Below are 15,328 nucleotides of genomic sequence, written 5' to 3' on the forward strand. Positions count from 1 at the left end.
TGGACGGCAAGGCCGTGGCCAGCACTCCGGCCGGGCCCACGCCGGGCAACATCAACGGCTTCTTCCGCATCGGCTGCATGCAGCTGACGAACTTCCCCGAAGCGCCGGCCCGTGCCAACGAGTGCTTCGCCGGCAACATGCAGTACGCCGCCGCGTACAACCGCCCGCTCACGGCCACAGAGGTGCTCCAGCACTACCAGGCCGGAATCTGACCCCTCCCGCCGGACCCGGGCAGGCGGTGAGGCACACTGGAGCCATGGAGAAGCCCGTCGTCGCCGCGATCCTCATGGTCAAAAACGAGCACCACGTGGTGCTGGACGCCCTGCGCTCGCTGCAGCCCGTCGCCGACCACTGGGTGGTCCTCGACACCGGCAGCACGGACGGCACCCAGGACCTGCTCCGCGAGTACACGGCCGAGCACCCCGGGTTCCTCCACGAGGCGCCGTTCACGGACTTCGCCAGCACCCGCAACGTCCTGCTCGACCTCGCGGAGCCCACGTGCGACTGGATGGTCATCCTCGACGCTGACATGGCCTGGGACCGGGCCGATCTGCTGCGCAGGGAGATCGAGGAGGTCCACCCGCAGGAGTCCGTGGACGGCCTTGCGGTGCGGATCGGGGACACCGAGACGTACTGGCAGGTCCGCGTCTTCCGCACTGGCCGCGGGTGGCGGTACAAATACCGCACCCACGAGCTCGCCGTGCATCCGTCGGGCAACCCGGACCTGCGCTTCTCCGCCACGGAGGCGCTTCACTTCGCCACGGGCGGCTCCCGCTCCGACAAGTTCGAGCGGGACCTGCGCCTGCTGGCCCTGGACCTCGAGGACAATCCCGACGACCCGGTCACCCACTACTATCTGGCGGGAACGCATCGGGTTCTGGGGAACCACAGGGAGAGCGTCCGCGAGTACCGCAAGGCGATCGCCTTGGAGACGGACCCCGAGAGCGAGTCGTCGTACATCTCCCACTTCCACCTGGCGGAGCAGCTGGAGCTCGCGGGGATGCCCGACGCCGCCGTCGAGGACGCCCTCCTTCAGGCCTGCACCCTCCGGCCCGGCCGGTTCGAGGCCAGAGCGGTCCTGTACCGCCGGCTCGTGGAGACGCGCCGCTTCGAGGCGGTCCTCGAGCTCGAGCGCCTCATCTCCTCTGCGCCTGCGCACCCGAGCGAGTTCATGTTCGTCCGCCCTGCCGCACGCGCGGAGGCCCGTTTCGAGACGGCCCGGGCTCTCCACGCCACCGGGCGGGCGCGGGAGTTCGCCGAGGCCCGCGCCGCCCTCCTCGCGGACCCGGATGCCCCACAGGCGATTCTGGACACCGTGAAGGGTTGGCCAGACCACATTTCTTGACTAGTATTCATTTCACCTGATCCCCTTTGCTGCGCCGGGATCCGTCTCCGCAGCCCCATCCCCTCGGAGACGCCATGTCGCCCTCGCCCCGCATCCTCTCGCACGCCCGTACCGTCCTCGCCGCCGCTTCGCTCGGCGTGGGCGCCGTCGCCCTCGGCGCCCCGGCTGCGCTGGCCGCCCCTTCCGCCTCCAGCGCTCCCGCCCCCGTTCCCGAGCCGCAGGGCGCGGACAACGGCACACAGACCTACAAGTCGGGCAACTACTCCACCCAGATGTCCGACTGCGCTTGCGGCCAGTTCCTCTACGGCGGGCCGATGTCCCCCGTCTTCCCGCAAGGCCCGGAGTGGATCGGCGCGATCTCGGCCTTCACGGGCGTTCCAGGCGTCATGCCCACCGCCCAGCTCACGGACAAGTACGTCCCCGCGTCCGACGGCTCCATCAACCCCCTCCCCCAGGTGGGAGCGTTCGGGGGACTCGTCTTCAGCCAGGAGAAGACCGGGGCGTGGCCGATCTGCGTCAACACCGACGCGTACTCCGTCCCCGCGAGCAGCTGGCCTCAGCCGGAGCAGTTCTTCCCCGGAGCTGACGGGCGGACGGTCGAATACCGGCTGCGGGACTACCTCCCCGCCGGCACGGACTCGGCCACCGTGCGGCTCCTCTACAACGTCTCTGTGCCAGCCGTCGCCAACGGCAGCGCCGCCGTGGGAACTACGACGACCTGGGACCCGTTCACCGAGTGCCACGACGGCGGCTCGCTCGTCGACCAGAACATCCACGGATGCCAGGCTGTCGGGCTGCAGAACATCATCGTCTACCGGCCCTCCCTGGCCGTCGACGACGCCGCCACCACGCCCCAGAACACCCCCGTCACGGTCAAGGTCACCGGCAACGACACCATCGGCGTCGTGGCCCAGGGCGCCGTCTCCGGCAACACCGCACCCTCCCACGGCACGGTGGTCTACAACAACGACGGCACCTACACCTACACCCCCAACACCGGCTTCTCCGGCACGGACACCTTCACGTACACGATCACCGACAAGCGCGACGGCCACACGACGACGGCGACCGTCACCATCACCGTCCCGGCCGGACCGACGACGGCGCCGACCCCCGCCCCGAGCCCGACGACGACCGCCGCCCCGACCTCGCCGGCACCGACCCCGAGCGGCACACCCACCGGATCGCCCACGGCAAGCCCGGCTCCGAACACCCCAGGCTCCGCGAAGCCCGCCACCCCGGCGCCTGCCTCGTCGCAGGCGCCCGGACCCGGCACCACCACGCCGGGCAGCCCAGGCTCCGGGAACTCCGGCACCGGCGTCACCGGCCCCGGTGCCACGAGCACGGCACCCTCCTCTGACCCGGGCTCCTACGGCGTCGCCGGTGCCGACACCGGCGCCAAAGCCCAGGCCGAGTCCCGCCAGCGCACCTGGATCGGCGCCCTCGCGGCCGCAGCCGCCGTCGTCGCCGCCGGAGCCATCGCCTTCCTCGTCCGCCGCCGCAACGGCTGACCCCAGACGCCCGAGTCCGCCTCAAAGGAATCCCCATGACCTCCTCTCCCCGCCTGCTCTCGCAGGCCCGCAGCGCGCTCGCCGCCACTTCTCTGGGCGTCGGACTCGTGACCCTGGCCGCACCGGCCGCGCTGGCCGACGCCACCACGGACCCGGCACCGGCGCCGACCGGAAACGCAGCACAGCCAGGCACCCAGACGTACTGGACTAGCGAGCTCGACGGACGAGGCGCGGACTGTGTCTGCGGACGGTTCACCTCCGGCGGTCCCATGCAGCCGGTGTTCCCGGGCGAACCCCAATGGGTCGGCACTCATGAAGCCACCAGCTACTTCGGGGCACGGCCCGTGGCACAGCTGACCGATGCCTACGCGCCGGCCCGGCCAGGAACCCTCACTCCCCTCACTCCGGTCCCAGCGTTCAACCATCTCCAGTTCCTGAGCCCGAGCCTCAGGAACCACGTCGGCGGCCCGATCTGCACTGGCGGGATCAGCCCTGGCACCGGTGTCTCCAACGACTGGCTCTCGACGGCCCCGGAGCAGGCGAACTCGCTCACTCCTCAGGCGGATCTGCGCACGCTGCAGTACGACTACACCGGAGTGGTTCCGGACGGGGAGGACTCCGTCGTGCTGCACTACACGTACGCTCTGGCTGTCCCCGCTGTGGCAACATCTGAGAATCTCCCCACGTACGCCTGGACCTGGGATTTCGGGTTGACCACCATCTCCCGGGATCTCATCAAGGAGTGCCTGGACGGCGGCTCGCTTGTGGACCAGAACGTCCACGGGTGCGAGGCGACGGCCCTGCAGAACATCATCGTCTACCGACCCTCACTCGCAGCCGACGACGCCGCCACCACACCCCAGAACACCCCCGTGACCGTCAAGGCCACCGCCAACGACACCATCGGCGTCACAGCGCAGGGTGCCATCACGTCCAACACGGCCCCGCTCCACGGCACCGCGGTCTACAACAACGACGGCACCTACACCTACACCCCCGCCCCCGGCTTCTCCGGCACGGACACCTTCACCTACACGATCACCGACGATCGAGACGGCCACACGACGACGGCCACCGTCACCATCACCGTCCCCGCCGGAGCCACCACCCCGCCGACCCCGGCCCCGAGCCCGACGGCGACCGCCAGCCCCACCTCGCCCTCGCCGAGCGGCTCGCCCACCGGCTCCCCGACCCCGACCACGCCGGCGGCCTCGCCGACCCCGACAGCCCCGGGCTCCACGCCGAGCCCCGCGAACCCGGCCCCGTCCCCCTCGCAGTCGACGACGCCCGCACCAGGTTCCAGCAGCAGCGGATCCAACGGCACCGGGACCACAGGCTCGAGCGGAACGGGCACGGCCCCATCCTCTGCCCCCGGCTCCTACGGCGTCACCGGGGCCGACACCGGCGCCCACGCCCAGGCCGAGGCCCGCCAGCGCACCTGGATCGGCGCCCTCGCGGCCGCAGCCGCCGTCGTCGCCGCCGGAGCGGTCGCCTTCATCGTCCGCCGCCGCAACGGCTGACGCGAGGGGCTCCGCAGCGGCCTTGCTGCCGCTGCGGAGCCCCTGTTCCCTCTTCCCGGATGTCCAGCCCGGCTGCCCGCCCCTCGGGGAGCCGCCTCAACGGCGTCCGAACACGGAAAAGCCCCGGTCCGCATCTCGCGGAACCGGGGCTTTCTCGGCGGAGGATGGGGGATTTGAACCCCCGAGGGCGTGAACCCAACACGCGTTCCAGGCGTGCGCCATAGGCCGCTAGGCGAATCCTCCTTGGCTGCTGCTCGGCCGAGCCGGACAGCTCGAACAACTGTACCCGAGAGGCGCCCCGGAAGCCAATCGCCGGCGGATCCCGTCCCGGTGTGACACCGCCTCTCCGACTCGGCTACGATGGAATCCGGCTCCCCGCGTGGTGCCATCCTGCTGAACTCCCCCAGGACCGGAAGGTAGCAAGGGTAGGCGGGCTCTGGTAGGTGCGCGGGGGGTCTTTTTCATGCCCCGTCGGCTTTCTCCCCCCCCCCCCCCCCAGGACGGGCATTCCGTACGCTGGAGCGGTGACTGATTCCTCGAACGGCGCCGGCCGCTTCGCCCCGAGCCCCACGGGCGAGTTCCACGTGGGCAACCTCCGCACCGCGATGCTCGCCTGGCTCTTCGCCCGTTCGAGCGGACGCGGGTTCCTCCTGCGCGTCGAGGACCTGGACCGCGTCCGAGCCGGCTCCGAGGAGATCCAGCGGGAAGACCTGGCCGCCGTCGGCGTGACCTTCGATCCCCCGCTGCTCCGCCAGTCCGAGGAGCAGGGACGCTATGCCGAGGCCCTCCAGAGCCTCGACCGCCGCGGCCTGCTCTACGAGTGCTTCTGCTCCCGCAAGGAGATCGCGGCCGCGATCGAGGAGGCCGCGAGCGCCCCGAACGGCGGCCCGGGCGCCCACGCGCCGGCCCTCTACCCCGGGACGTGCCGGGACCTGTCCGCGTCCGAGCGGGAGCGCCGCCGCGAGCGCCTCGCCGAGCAGGGGCGTCGGCCTGCGCTGCGCATCGCCGCGGACGTGCGGACCTGGGCGGTCGACGACGAGCTCTGCGGCCGCACCGAGACCCCCGTGGACGACTTCGTGGTCCAGCGGAACGACGGCGCCTTCGCCTACAACCTCGTCAGCGTCGTCGACGACGCCTTCACCGGCGTGGACCAGGTGGTGCGCGGCGACGACCTCCTCGACTCCGCCGGCCGCCAGGCCTGGCTCGCCGGCGTCCTGGGCCTGCCCGTGCCGTCCTACGCGCATGTCCCCCTCGCCCTCAACGCGGAGGGCAGGCGGCTCGCCAAGCGCGACGGCGCCGTCACGCTGCGCCAGCTGTCCGAGCGGCTGGGCAGCACCGAGGCCGTCGTCGGGCTCATCCTGGACTCTCTCCAGCTTCCCGGAGGCCCCCGGACGCTCGAGCAGGCGCTCGACGTCTTCACCCCCAGTCGGGTGCCGCGCGAGCCGTGGGTGTTCACCGCCTGAGACCCTGTGGGGAAACCCGTGCGCAAAGTTGTCCACGTTCGGCTGATCCCCTGATCTCCGCCGCGTCCCTCGCGATAGGGTTTCACTGTGACTCAAGCCCTGTACCGCCGCTATCGCCCGGACACGTTCGAGGCCGTCATCGGCCAGGACCACGTGACGGAGCCGCTCAAGGCCGCCCTGGCCAGGAACCGGGTCAACCACGCGTATCTGTTCTCCGGTCCGCGCGGCTGCGGCAAGACCACGAGCGCCCGCATCCTGGCGCGCTGCCTCAACTGCGCGCAGGGCCCCACGGCCACCCCGTGCGGGGAGTGCGAGTCCTGCCGGGACCTCGCCCAGGGCGGGCCGGGGTCCATTGACGTCATCGAGATCGACGCGGCGAGCCACGGCGGCGTGGATGACGCCCGTGACCTGCGGGAGCGCGCCACGTTCGCGCCGGCGCGGGACCGCTACAAGATCTTCATCATCGACGAGGCCCACATGGTCACGTCGGCCGGCTTCAACGCGCTCCTCAAGATCGTGGAGGAGCCGCCGGAGCACATCCTCTTCATCTTCGCCACCACGGAGCCGGACAAGGTCATCGGGACCATCCGCTCCCGCACGCACCACTACCCGTTCCGGCTCGTCCCGCCGGAGACCCTGCAGAACTACCTCGGCCAGCTCTGCGAGCAGGAGGGCGTGCAGATCGAGCCGGGCGTGCTGCCGCTCGCCATTCGCGCAGGCGCCGGCTCGGTCCGTGACACGCTCTCCGTCCTGGACCAGCTCATCGCAGGCGCATCCGCCGAGGGCGTCACCTACGAGCGCGCCGTGGCCCTGCTCGGCTACACGCACGCCGCTCTGCTCGACGACGTCATCGAGGCCTTCGCCGCCCATGACTCCGGCTCGGTCTTCCGCGCGGTGGACCGCGTCATCCAGACCGGCCAGGATCCGCGGCGCTTCGTGGAGGACCTGCTCGAGCGCTTCCGGGACCTCATCATCGTCAAGGCCGTGCCGGAGAACGCCGCCTCCGTCCTGCAGGGGATGTCCGGGGACCAGCTGGAGCGCCTGTCCGCCCAGGCCTCGCAGCTCGGCCCCTCGGAGCTCTCCCGGGCCGCGGACGTGGTCAACGCGGCGCTCACGGACATGACGGGCGCCACGAGCCCCCGTCTGCACCTCGAGCTCATGTGCGCGCGGATGCTCCTCCCCGCGGCGGAGGAGACTCAGAGCTCCCTCGCGGCCCGCCTCGAGCGCGTGGAGCGGCGTCTTGAGTTCGACGGCGCTCCGGCCTCCTCCGGCCCAGCGCAGGCCGGAGCCCCGCAGGCCCAGTCCGGACAGGCCCAGCCGGGACAGGCCCCCTCCGCGCCCTCGCAGTCGGCTCAGCCCCAATCTGCACAGTCTGGAGCGCGGGCCGGCCTGAGCGGCGCAGCGGCTGCGCGCGAGGCCCTGCGCTCGTCCCGTGAGCGCAGCCAGGGCCGTGCCGAGGACGCCCCGCGGCCGCAGCCCGAGGCCCAGCCCGGGCAGACGCCACAGCCCGGGTCGCGTCCGGAGCCCGAGTCTCGCCCGGAGCAGCCCGCCCAGCCTCAGGCACAGTCCCCTTCCGCCCAGCGGACCTCCGCGTCTGCGGCCCCGCCTGCCCCCGCCCCGGCCGAGGACTCCTCCGCGCGGGACTGGGGCGGATGGCCCGCGGTGGCCGAGCCCTCTCCGGCCGAGACGGCTTCAGCGCCCGCCTCCGGCCAGGGAGACCGCCGTCAGGCACCCGCCGAGGAGCCGGCATCGCAGCGTCCCCAGGCAGAGAGCGCAGACGCTCAGCGGCCGAGCGCCCAGCACTCGGCGCCGCAGCAGCAGCCGCCCCGCCAGCAGTCTCAGCAGCCCTCGGGCCAGCCGGCCGGGCGCCCGCCCCAGCAGCAGCCGCGCCAGGAGCAGCCTCGCCCGGACGCCCCGCAGGGGCCAGCCGACCGTGAGCCCGCCCCCTCGGACGCCCCGGCCCAGCGGCCGGGACAGGGCCAGGAGCCGCAGCCGGTCAGCTCCTCGAAGCGCGGCCAGGAGCCGAGCTCGCGCCAGAAGGTGGACATGCTGCGGCGTGCTTGGCCGGACATCCTGGAGAAGCTCCGGGGCATCCGCCGCGCCACGGCGATCTTCGCCCAGCAGTCCCACGTGGTGGACGTCTCGGGCGACAACGTCGTCGTCGGCTTCCCGGCCGCAGGCGCAGAGCGAGGGTTCAACGCCTCCCATCAGGAGAACCTGGCCCAGGCCATCCACCAGGCGCTCGGCATCCAGGTGACCATCACGCCCATTCACCACGGCGGTGATGCCGGCCCAAAAGCCCAGGCGGCCCCGGCCGCTGACCGCAAGGAGGAAAGTCGCCCGTCTTCGGCGGCTGAACAGCGTTCAGGGCTCACGCAGAACTCGTCCCAGCCCCCGCGCGCTCCGGAGCAGGGAGAGCGCCGCAGGGATGACCAGGGCCGAGCGCAGCAGAGCTCCGGCCGCCCACCTCAGGGGCAGTCCCGTCCCACGCCGGAACAGCCGGGGCGTCCGGAACGGCCCGCCGGCGGTGCCGGACGACAGCAGTCCCCGCAGGGCACCGCTCAGGGCAGCGCGCAGGGAGGCTCGCCTCGCGGCCAGCAGCAGGGACCCCGGCCGGGCCAGCAGCCTGGCCCGCAGCGCGCCCCGCAGCAGGCGCCTCAGCCGAACGCTCAGGCTGCTCCGCAGCGCAGCCCCTGGGACGCCCGCGAGCCCATCCCGGAGGAGGACTCGTACTTCGAGGACCCCTACGCGCCGCAGGAGATGCCCGAGTCCACCGCCTGGGAGAACGTCCCGGAGAACGTGGACTACTCCTTCCCGGACTCCTCCACGCCCTTCGAGGACGAGCCCGCGCAGGCGCCCTCACACGCCCCCTCCCGCTCGTCCTCGCCCTCCGAGCATCGCGCTCACGGGCAGGAGGAGGCCGCGCCGAGGCCATCGCAGGAGCCCGAATCTGCGGCGCCCGCCCCCAGCGCGCCGTCGGCCGGTGCACCGTCGCCCGGTGCGCCCTCCCCGGATGCTCCCGCGAACGGGTCGCCTGACAACGCCGCACCCGCCGGCAGCGCCCCCGAGTGGCTCTCTCCGGAGGAGCTGGACTCCATTCCCGCCCCCGGCGGAGACGGAGCCGCGTGGGCGATCGCGTCGGAGCCGCGCGGGGATGCCCATCCGGCGGCCCAGCAGGCCCCGTCCAGCGGACGCGAACCGGCCAGCGAGGAGAGCCCCAACGCAGAGCCCGGCGTTCCCCAGGACACCGGCTCCAGCGGCGGAGAGCGGAGCCCGCAGCGCCGCATGAGCGCCGTCGAGCGAGCTCGTCAGGCCGCGCAGCGCGCGGCGTCCTCGGACCAGCGCGAGACGTTCGGCACCCCGGGCTCAGCCCCCTCCCCGGCCGGCCAGGCCAGCCAAGCGGGCCACGGGCAGCCTGCAGAAGCTCAGGGCCGCGAGGGCTCGGGCCAGCCCGGCGGGGCCCCTGCCTCCGAGAACGGCTCCGGCAACGGCAGCCGCATCCGGTTCGACAGGCTCGTGGCCGCACAGGAGGCCAAGGCCGCCCGGATCGCCCAGCGCTGGGCGCAGGAGGCCGCCGCCCATGCCCCTGCACGGCCGCAGGTGGAGGACGTCGCCAGCGACGACGACGAGATGCTCGAAGCGTCATCCATGCACGGCCGGGCGGCCATCGAGAGGATCCTCGGAGGCCGCCTGGAAGCCGAACGACCAGCAGACGGGATCGCATAGGACATGTACGAAGGCGCAGTCCAAGACCTCATCGACGAGCTCGGGCGCCTGCCCGGCGTCGGCCCCAAGTCCGCCCAGCGGCTCGCGTTCCACATCCTCGACGCGGACCGCGGGGACATGGAGAAGCTCGCTCAGGCCATCACCACCGTCAAGCAGAAGATCCGCTTCTGCGAGGTGTGCTTCAACATCACCGAGTCGGAGCTCTGCGCCATCTGTGCGGACCCGAAGCGGGAGGACGACAAGATCTGCGTGGTCGAGGAGTCCAAGGACGTGGCGGTCATCGAGCGGACCCGGACCTACCGGGGCAAGTACCACGTGCTGGGAGGCTCCATCAATCCGATCGGCGGAGTGGGCCCGGACCAGCTCCACATCCGCGAGCTGCTCACGCGTCTCTCGGACGAGCGCGTCCAAGAGGTCATCCTGGCCATGGACCCCAACCTCGAGGGCGAGGCCACGTCCACGTACCTCGCCCGGCTCATGTCCACGCTGGACATCAAGGTCTCCCGCCTCGCCTCCGGCCTGCCCGTGGGCGGGGACCTCGAATACGCGGACGAGGTCACCCTCGGCCGCGCATTCGAAGGCCGCCTCACCATCAGCGGCTAGCCGTCAGCGGCCAGCCTCAGGAGCGCGGCGTCAGAGCTCCGTCGTCGCGCTCTCGCCCGAGGGCCGCTGGCCCGTCACGCGGGACTTGACCATGCTCGCGAGCGCGGCGGCCTTGCCGCCCGGCTGGCCCCAGAACTGGGCCGACTCGCTCTCGAAGACGGCCAGACCCAGGTTGGGGTCCTCCTTGCCGCCCTCGAACCAGGCCTCGGCACCCTTGTTCCAGAGCTCGTCCACCTTGGCGCGGTCCTCCACGAAGCGGATGCGCCCCGCCACGGACAGCCAGGACCCCGTCTCGGCGAAGGCGAGGTTCACCTCGGGGTGAGTGCGCAGCGCGTCCGCCTGCTCGCCCTGGAGCCCCACGAAGAACCAGACGTCGGCGTCGTCCGTGACCTCCTGCGGGACCATCGGATGGCTGTGGAGACTGCCGTCCTCGGCCACGGAGGTCAGCATGACGAACCGCTCGCCGCGCATGATCTCGACAACCTGCTTCTGAGAGATCTCGGTCATGTGTGTTCCCTGCTTTCCGGTATCGCTTTCACGGGTGTCAAACACGGGCCCAGTCTCCCTGCGGCCCGTCCCCACAACCTAGACCTTCTGCCCTCTGCTCTCGACCCCCTTTTTACGAGCAGAGCGCCACCGCCCAGCCGCCCACATCGCGGACGGCAGACCGGCCTGTGCGGCCGCCACAGGGAGCGCCGATAGCATGGAACCGCCACCTCCAGTCTCAGAAGGAACCAGTGTGAGCCTCATCGTCCAGAAGTTCGGCGGATCGTCCGTGGCGGACGCCGCGGGAATCACGCGTGTCGCCCGGCGGGTCGTCGCCACCGCGAACGCGGGCAACCAGGTCGTCGTCGTGGTCTCCGCAATGGGAGACACCACGGACGAGCTCCTGGACCTCGCCGCGCAGATCACCGAGGACGCCCCGGCCCGTGAGATGGACATCCTCCTCTCCGCAGGCGAGCGCATCTCCATGAGCCTCCTCGCCATGGCCATCGACTCGCTGGGCGCCCGCGCCCAGTCCTTCACCGGCTCTCAGGCCGGCCTCATGACGGACGCGTTCCACGGCCGTGCCCGGATCGTGGAGGTCTCCCCGCACCGCCTGCAGACCACGCTGGACGAGGGCAACATCGCCATCGTGGCCGGGTTCCAGGGCATGAGCCCGCAGAGCAGGGACATCACCACGCTCGGCCGCGGCGGCTCGGACACCACGGCTGTGGCCCTCGCCGCCTCGCTCAACGCGGACGTGTGCGAGATCTACACGGACGTGGACGGCGTCTACACCGCGGACCCCCGCGTGGTGGCCTCGGCCAAGAAGATCGACCGGATCTCGAGCGAGGAGATGCTCGAGCTCGCCGCCTCCGGCGCCAAGGTCCTGCACCTGCGCAGCGTGGAGTACGCGCGCCGGTTCGGCGTCCCGCTCCACGTCCGCTCGAGCTTCTCGGACCACGAGGGGACGTGGGTCATCCCCAATCCAGACGACACGATCACCATCGAAAAGGGAGAGCCCTTGGAACAGCCCATCATCTCCGGCGTTGCGCATGACCGCTCCGAGGCCAAGGTCACCGTGGTCGGCGTCCCGGACATCCCCGGCAAGGCGGCGCAGATCTTCGGCATCATCGCCAAGGCGCAGTCCAACATCGACATGATCGTCCAGAACATCTCCACGAAGGGCTCGGGGAAGACGGACATCTCCTTCACGGTGCCCATCACGGAGTCCGCGGCGGCGATGGCCGCGCTCGAGGCTGCTCAGGAGAACGTGGGCTTCGAGTCCATCGACTTCGACGAGCACATCGGCAAGCTCTCCCTCATCGGCGCCGGCATGCGCTCCAACCCGGGCGTCTCCTTCACGTTCTTCGAGGCCCTGCACAAGGCGGGCGTCAACGTGGACATGATCTCCACGTCGGAGATCCGCATCTCGATCGTCACCGCGGCGGACAAGCTGGACACGGCTGTGCGCGCCGTCCACACGGCGTTCGACCTGGACGCGGACTCCGTGGCCACCGTCTACGGCGGCACGGGCCGCTAGAGGGCTCGGGCCCCGAAGCCCGAGGGGCCTACTGGCCTGCGTCCGGCCGCTTCGGGATGAGGTAGGTGCTGCCGTCCGGGCGGCGGACCGTCTCGTACTGCGCCTCCGTCTGCGCCTGCATCTCGGCGAGGGAGCGCTTGTTCTCCTCGGTCATCTCGTGGTCCCGGGAGCTGGACTCCGCCGGCCCGAAGAACATGCGGAGCTTTCCCGTGGCATCCATGAACTTCTGTGCGAAGCTGCGCTGCCCGCGGGAACGGCCCGCATCCTGAGACGTCGAATTGTTGCCCATGGGAGAATTCTAAAGCCAACGCTTCGGGAACCAAAGGGTCTCTTCCGCCCCGCACATCTCGTCCCGTCCGCATCCTGAGAGGAGTCCGCCCATGGCCAGCACCCCCGCCGCGACTGCCCGCGGACTCACTGTGCTGTCCGCCGACGAGGCCCTCCGCCGCAAGTCCGCCCACGAACAGGCCGTGGACGCCTACGCGCAGCCCTTCCTCGAGCGGCGCCACCGCGGCGAGAAGCACCCCGTCAACGACTTCCTCTTCACCTACTACACCCTCACCCCCGCCCAGCTGCGGCGGTGGCACCCGGGCGCCGGCGTCGTCGTCACCGGCCGGATCGCGCGCGAACAGCTGCGCTGGAAGCTCTACCGGGAGCTCTCGGGCGGGGAACGGGAGGCCCTCGGCCTCCCGGAGGGCACGACGACGGCGACGGCCGACCTCGACGCTTTCCTCGAGAAGCGGGGCCCGGCCCTGGAGTTCGCGCGCATGATCCTGCAGCGGACCCTGGAGCGGCCGGCGAGGCTCGGATGCTTCGGCCTCCACGAGTGGGCCATGGCCTACAAGTCGGAGACCAACGGCCACCGCCAAGAGTACCTGGACCTGCGGCTCGGAGCCGAGGGCACGGACGCGGTGGTCGAGGAGTCGCGGATCGCCTGCACCCACTTCGACGCGTTCCGCTTCTACGCCCCGGAAGCCGGGCCGCTCAACGAGATCCAGCCGACCCGGGAGACCCAGCGGGACCTCGAGCAGCCCGGTTGCCTCCACGCGAACATGGACGTCTACAAGTGGGTCTACAAGCTCGTGCCGCTGCTGCCGAGCGAGATCGTGTTCGAGGCCTTCGAGCTGGCCTTCCGCATCCGCGCGATGGACATGCAGGCGGCCCCGTACGACCTTGCGGGATGGGGCTACGAGCCCATCCGCATCGAGACCCCCGCCGGCCGCGCCGAGTACGTGCGGCGCCAGCAGGGATTCATGCGGGAGGCCCAGGACCTCAGGGAGCGGGTGCTGGAGCGGTTGGCAGAGGTGCCGCCGTCCGCCCTCACATCCAACCCCTGAAAGGTCGCTCTCACGTGAGCTATCGAGATTTCCTGAGTCTCTGCAGCCGTCAAGGCGGCATCGTCACCACCGCACAGGCACGCCGCATCGGCCTGAGCACAGATCAGATCCTGAGCCTCTCACGACGCGGAGACCTCAGAAGACTGCGCCGCGGCGTCTACGTCCACGAGGCGGCCCCTTTCGACTACCTCGAAGACGTCAAGGCTGCCTGGCTTTCCCTCTACCCGCACATGACGATGAGCGAGCGGCTGGCTGGTCCCGAGCTCGGCGTCCTTCGGGCTGAGTCCGCAGCCGAGCATCTCGAAATCGGGGATCTCGTTGTACACAAGCATTCGTTCTTCGTCCCTGCAGGGAAGAAGAGCCGCGCATGTGACATCGAGACACGCACGTCCCCGCTCACGACGGATGACATCACCATCGTGAAGGGGCTGCCTGTCACCACCCCCACGCGAACCATCGTCGACCTGCTCGAAGAGCCGTACGAGCCTGAGCACGTCGGGGCTGCGGTGTGGGACGCCAGAGATCGCGGGCTCGAGCTCGACGTCGAGACGATTCGACGGGCCCTCACTCGATACGCGTCCGGCTACCTCTCTGCAGAGGCGGCCGAGTACTTCATTCTCACTCGACGACCGCCCGGCATCGCCTGACCGGCGGCCGGTCTGCCCCGGTCGGCGTCAGACCCTACCGCTTCGCCGCGATGACGTCGCCGCGCCGGCCGCGGACGGCCCGGGCCGCCAGGGCGCCGAGGCCGGCGAAGACGGCGGCTCCGAGGACCAGGGGCAGGACCGAGGCCTGCTGGGAGCCGGGGGTGTAGGACTCGCGGAGGCCGCCGTCCGGACGGGAGGCCTGGCGGGCCGCGGCGATGCGCGCCGCGTGGCCGTTGGACGGCGGAGCCTGGAGCGGGTCGGCGTTCAGGTGGTCGGCGTGCACATGGTCAGCGGATCCGTTCTGATGCGTCATGCCGCCATTCTGCATGACCGGACCCGCCCGAGTCAGACCGGGCTTCCAGCTCAGGTTCAGCCTCAGCCGAGGACGTCCCCGTCCACGTACAGCCACCGGCCGCCCTCCCGGACGAACCGGCTGCGCTCGTGCAGCTCTCCCCTCTGCCCGTCCTGCCTCCACACGGCGATGAACTCGACGACGCCGTCGTCGTCGTTCACCCCGCCGCGGACGGTGTCGATGACCCGGAGGGCGCGCCACTCGGTCTCGGGGTCCAGCTCGAGGTCCGCCGGCCGCGTCGAGGGGTGCCAGGTGGCCAGGAGGTGCGCGGCGTCGAGAGAGCGGAAGGCCTCATAGCGCGAGCGCATGAGGCCTTCCGCCGTCTCGAGGGAGTCGGGGGTCAGTGCCACACCATCCGCACGAGGACGAAGAGCCAGACGATGTTGAAGACGCCCGAGGAGGCGTGGAGCCGGCCGAAGAGGCCCTTGCGCTCGTTCGCGGGGGTCTCGAGGGCCTTCTGCTGGTTCGGGATGACCCAGAAGAGGAGCACGGCGAGGGCCACCATCGTCATGATGAGCGCCTCCCAGTGCCACATCTTGAGGCCGCCGCCGCTGCCGACGAACGGGATCATGAAGCCCATGAGGGGGACGATGAAGGCCGCATAGCCGTAGATCCGCGTGATGCGGGCCATGGTCTGGGCGGTGCGGTCCACGCCGTCGCGGACGAGCCGGGGGAACATCGAGGTGGCCACGGAGAGCACGCCGAAGGTGAGAATGGCGGCGAGGATGTGAATGAAGAGGTACACCTTGTCCATGCGACCTATTCTCGCAGGAAAGGGGCCGAAACCGGCGGGACGTC

The 15,328-nt window shown here is 71.0% G+C and carries 14 protein-coding genes, 1 tRNA gene, 1 other RNA gene and 1 pseudogene; 11 read left to right on the forward strand and 6 right to left on the reverse strand.

Annotated features, from left to right (window positions below; all coding sequences use genetic code 11):
- From H9I38_RS08015 to H9I38_RS08030, 4 genes and pseudogenes are all read left to right on the forward strand, one after another.
- Positions 1 to 212: pseudogene (locus H9I38_RS08015) on the forward strand (LamG domain-containing protein); the annotation flags it as partial.
- A gap of 44 nt (positions 213 to 256) precedes the next feature.
- Entirely contained in the window at positions 257 to 1,345 is a 1,089-nt protein-coding gene (locus tag H9I38_RS08020) for a glycosyltransferase (RefSeq protein ID WP_226338267.1), read from the forward strand.
- 74 nt (positions 1,346 to 1,419) lie between these two features.
- Positions 1,420 to 2,856, forward strand: a complete 1,437-nt coding sequence (locus tag H9I38_RS08025) for an Ig-like domain-containing protein (RefSeq protein ID WP_226338268.1) — start codon at positions 1,420 to 1,422, stop codon at positions 2,854 to 2,856.
- Between the two features lie 35 nt (positions 2,857 to 2,891).
- Entirely contained in the window at positions 2,892 to 4,376 is a 1,485-nt protein-coding gene (locus H9I38_RS08030) for an Ig-like domain-containing protein (RefSeq protein ID WP_226338269.1), read from the forward strand.
- A gap of 158 nt (positions 4,377 to 4,534) precedes the next feature.
- Here the strand turns inward: H9I38_RS08030 and H9I38_RS08035 are convergent.
- Positions 4,535 to 4,619, reverse strand: a tRNA-Ser gene (locus H9I38_RS08035).
- A 123-nt stretch (positions 4,620 to 4,742) separates the two neighbouring features.
- On the opposite strand from H9I38_RS08035, the gene ffs reads away from it, so the two are divergent.
- The 4 genes from ffs (at position 4,743) to recR (ending at position 10,168) form a co-directional block, all read left to right on the forward strand.
- Positions 4,743 to 4,839: signal recognition particle sRNA small type (ffs, locus tag H9I38_RS08040), an RNA gene on the forward strand.
- A gap of 61 nt (positions 4,840 to 4,900) precedes the next feature.
- A complete protein-coding gene (gene gluQRS / locus H9I38_RS08045) occupies positions 4,901 to 5,839 on the forward strand; it encodes a tRNA glutamyl-Q(34) synthetase GluQRS (protein ID WP_226338270.1) in 939 nt (312 codons plus the stop codon).
- 87 nt (positions 5,840 to 5,926) lie between these two features.
- Positions 5,927 to 9,565, forward strand: coding sequence for a DNA polymerase III subunit gamma and tau (locus tag H9I38_RS08050; protein ID WP_226338271.1), 3,639 nt, complete (start codon positions 5,927 to 5,929; stop codon positions 9,563 to 9,565).
- A 3-nt stretch (positions 9,566 to 9,568) separates the two neighbouring features.
- Complete coding sequence (gene recR, locus H9I38_RS08055) at positions 9,569 to 10,168, forward strand: recombination mediator RecR (RefSeq protein WP_226338272.1); 600 nt, start codon at positions 9,569 to 9,571, stop codon at positions 10,166 to 10,168.
- A gap of 30 nt (positions 10,169 to 10,198) precedes the next feature.
- On the opposite strand, the gene H9I38_RS08060 is transcribed toward recR, so the two are convergent.
- On the reverse strand, positions 10,199 to 10,675 hold the full coding sequence (locus H9I38_RS08060; protein ID WP_226338273.1) for a pyridoxamine 5'-phosphate oxidase family protein: 477 nt from the start codon (positions 10,673 to 10,675) through the stop codon (positions 10,199 to 10,201).
- Positions 10,676 to 10,907: 232 nt separating this feature from the next.
- Here H9I38_RS08060 and H9I38_RS08065 point away from each other — a divergent pair, with 232 nt between their 5' ends.
- Positions 10,908 to 12,194 carry an aspartate kinase gene (locus H9I38_RS08065; protein ID WP_226338274.1) on the forward strand — a complete coding sequence of 429 codons (1,287 nt, stop codon included), beginning with the start codon at positions 10,908 to 10,910 and terminating at the stop codon, positions 12,192 to 12,194.
- A 28-nt stretch (positions 12,195 to 12,222) separates the two neighbouring features.
- On the opposite strand, the gene H9I38_RS08070 is transcribed toward H9I38_RS08065, so the two are convergent.
- Complete coding sequence (locus tag H9I38_RS08070) at positions 12,223 to 12,483, reverse strand: hypothetical protein (protein WP_226338275.1); 261 nt, start codon at positions 12,481 to 12,483, stop codon at positions 12,223 to 12,225.
- Positions 12,484 to 12,574: 91 nt separating this feature from the next.
- Here H9I38_RS08070 and H9I38_RS08075 point away from each other — a divergent pair, with 91 nt between their 5' ends.
- Both H9I38_RS08075 and H9I38_RS08080 read left to right on the forward strand, forming a co-directional pair.
- On the forward strand, positions 12,575 to 13,531 hold the full coding sequence (locus tag H9I38_RS08075; protein WP_226338276.1) for a 3-methyladenine DNA glycosylase: 957 nt from the start codon (positions 12,575 to 12,577) through the stop codon (positions 13,529 to 13,531).
- Positions 13,532 to 13,545: 14 nt separating this feature from the next.
- Positions 13,546 to 14,178, forward strand: a complete 633-nt coding sequence (locus H9I38_RS08080; protein ID WP_226338277.1) for a type IV toxin-antitoxin system AbiEi family antitoxin domain-containing protein — start codon at positions 13,546 to 13,548, stop codon at positions 14,176 to 14,178.
- Positions 14,179 to 14,212: 34 nt separating this feature from the next.
- Here H9I38_RS08080 and H9I38_RS08085 read toward each other — a convergent pair whose 3' ends face one another.
- From H9I38_RS08085 to H9I38_RS08095, 3 genes are all read right to left on the reverse strand, one after another.
- Entirely contained in the window at positions 14,213 to 14,491 is a 279-nt protein-coding gene (locus H9I38_RS08085) for a hypothetical protein (protein ID WP_226338278.1), read from the reverse strand.
- Positions 14,492 to 14,553: 62 nt separating this feature from the next.
- Positions 14,554 to 14,880 carry a YchJ family protein gene (locus H9I38_RS08090; protein WP_319002218.1) on the reverse strand — a complete coding sequence of 109 codons (327 nt, stop codon included), beginning with the start codon at positions 14,878 to 14,880 and terminating at the stop codon, positions 14,554 to 14,556.
- Complete coding sequence (locus H9I38_RS08095) at positions 14,871 to 15,284, reverse strand: hypothetical protein (protein WP_226338279.1); 414 nt, start codon at positions 15,282 to 15,284, stop codon at positions 14,871 to 14,873. Before H9I38_RS08095 ends, H9I38_RS08090 begins: the two co-directional genes overlap by 10 nt.
- Positions 15,285 to 15,328: the final 44 nt, after the last annotated feature.

It is taken from the genome of Arthrobacter sp. UM1, assembly GCF_020483305.1.
Taxonomy (GTDB): Bacteria; Actinomycetota; Actinomycetes; order Actinomycetales; family Micrococcaceae; genus Falsarthrobacter.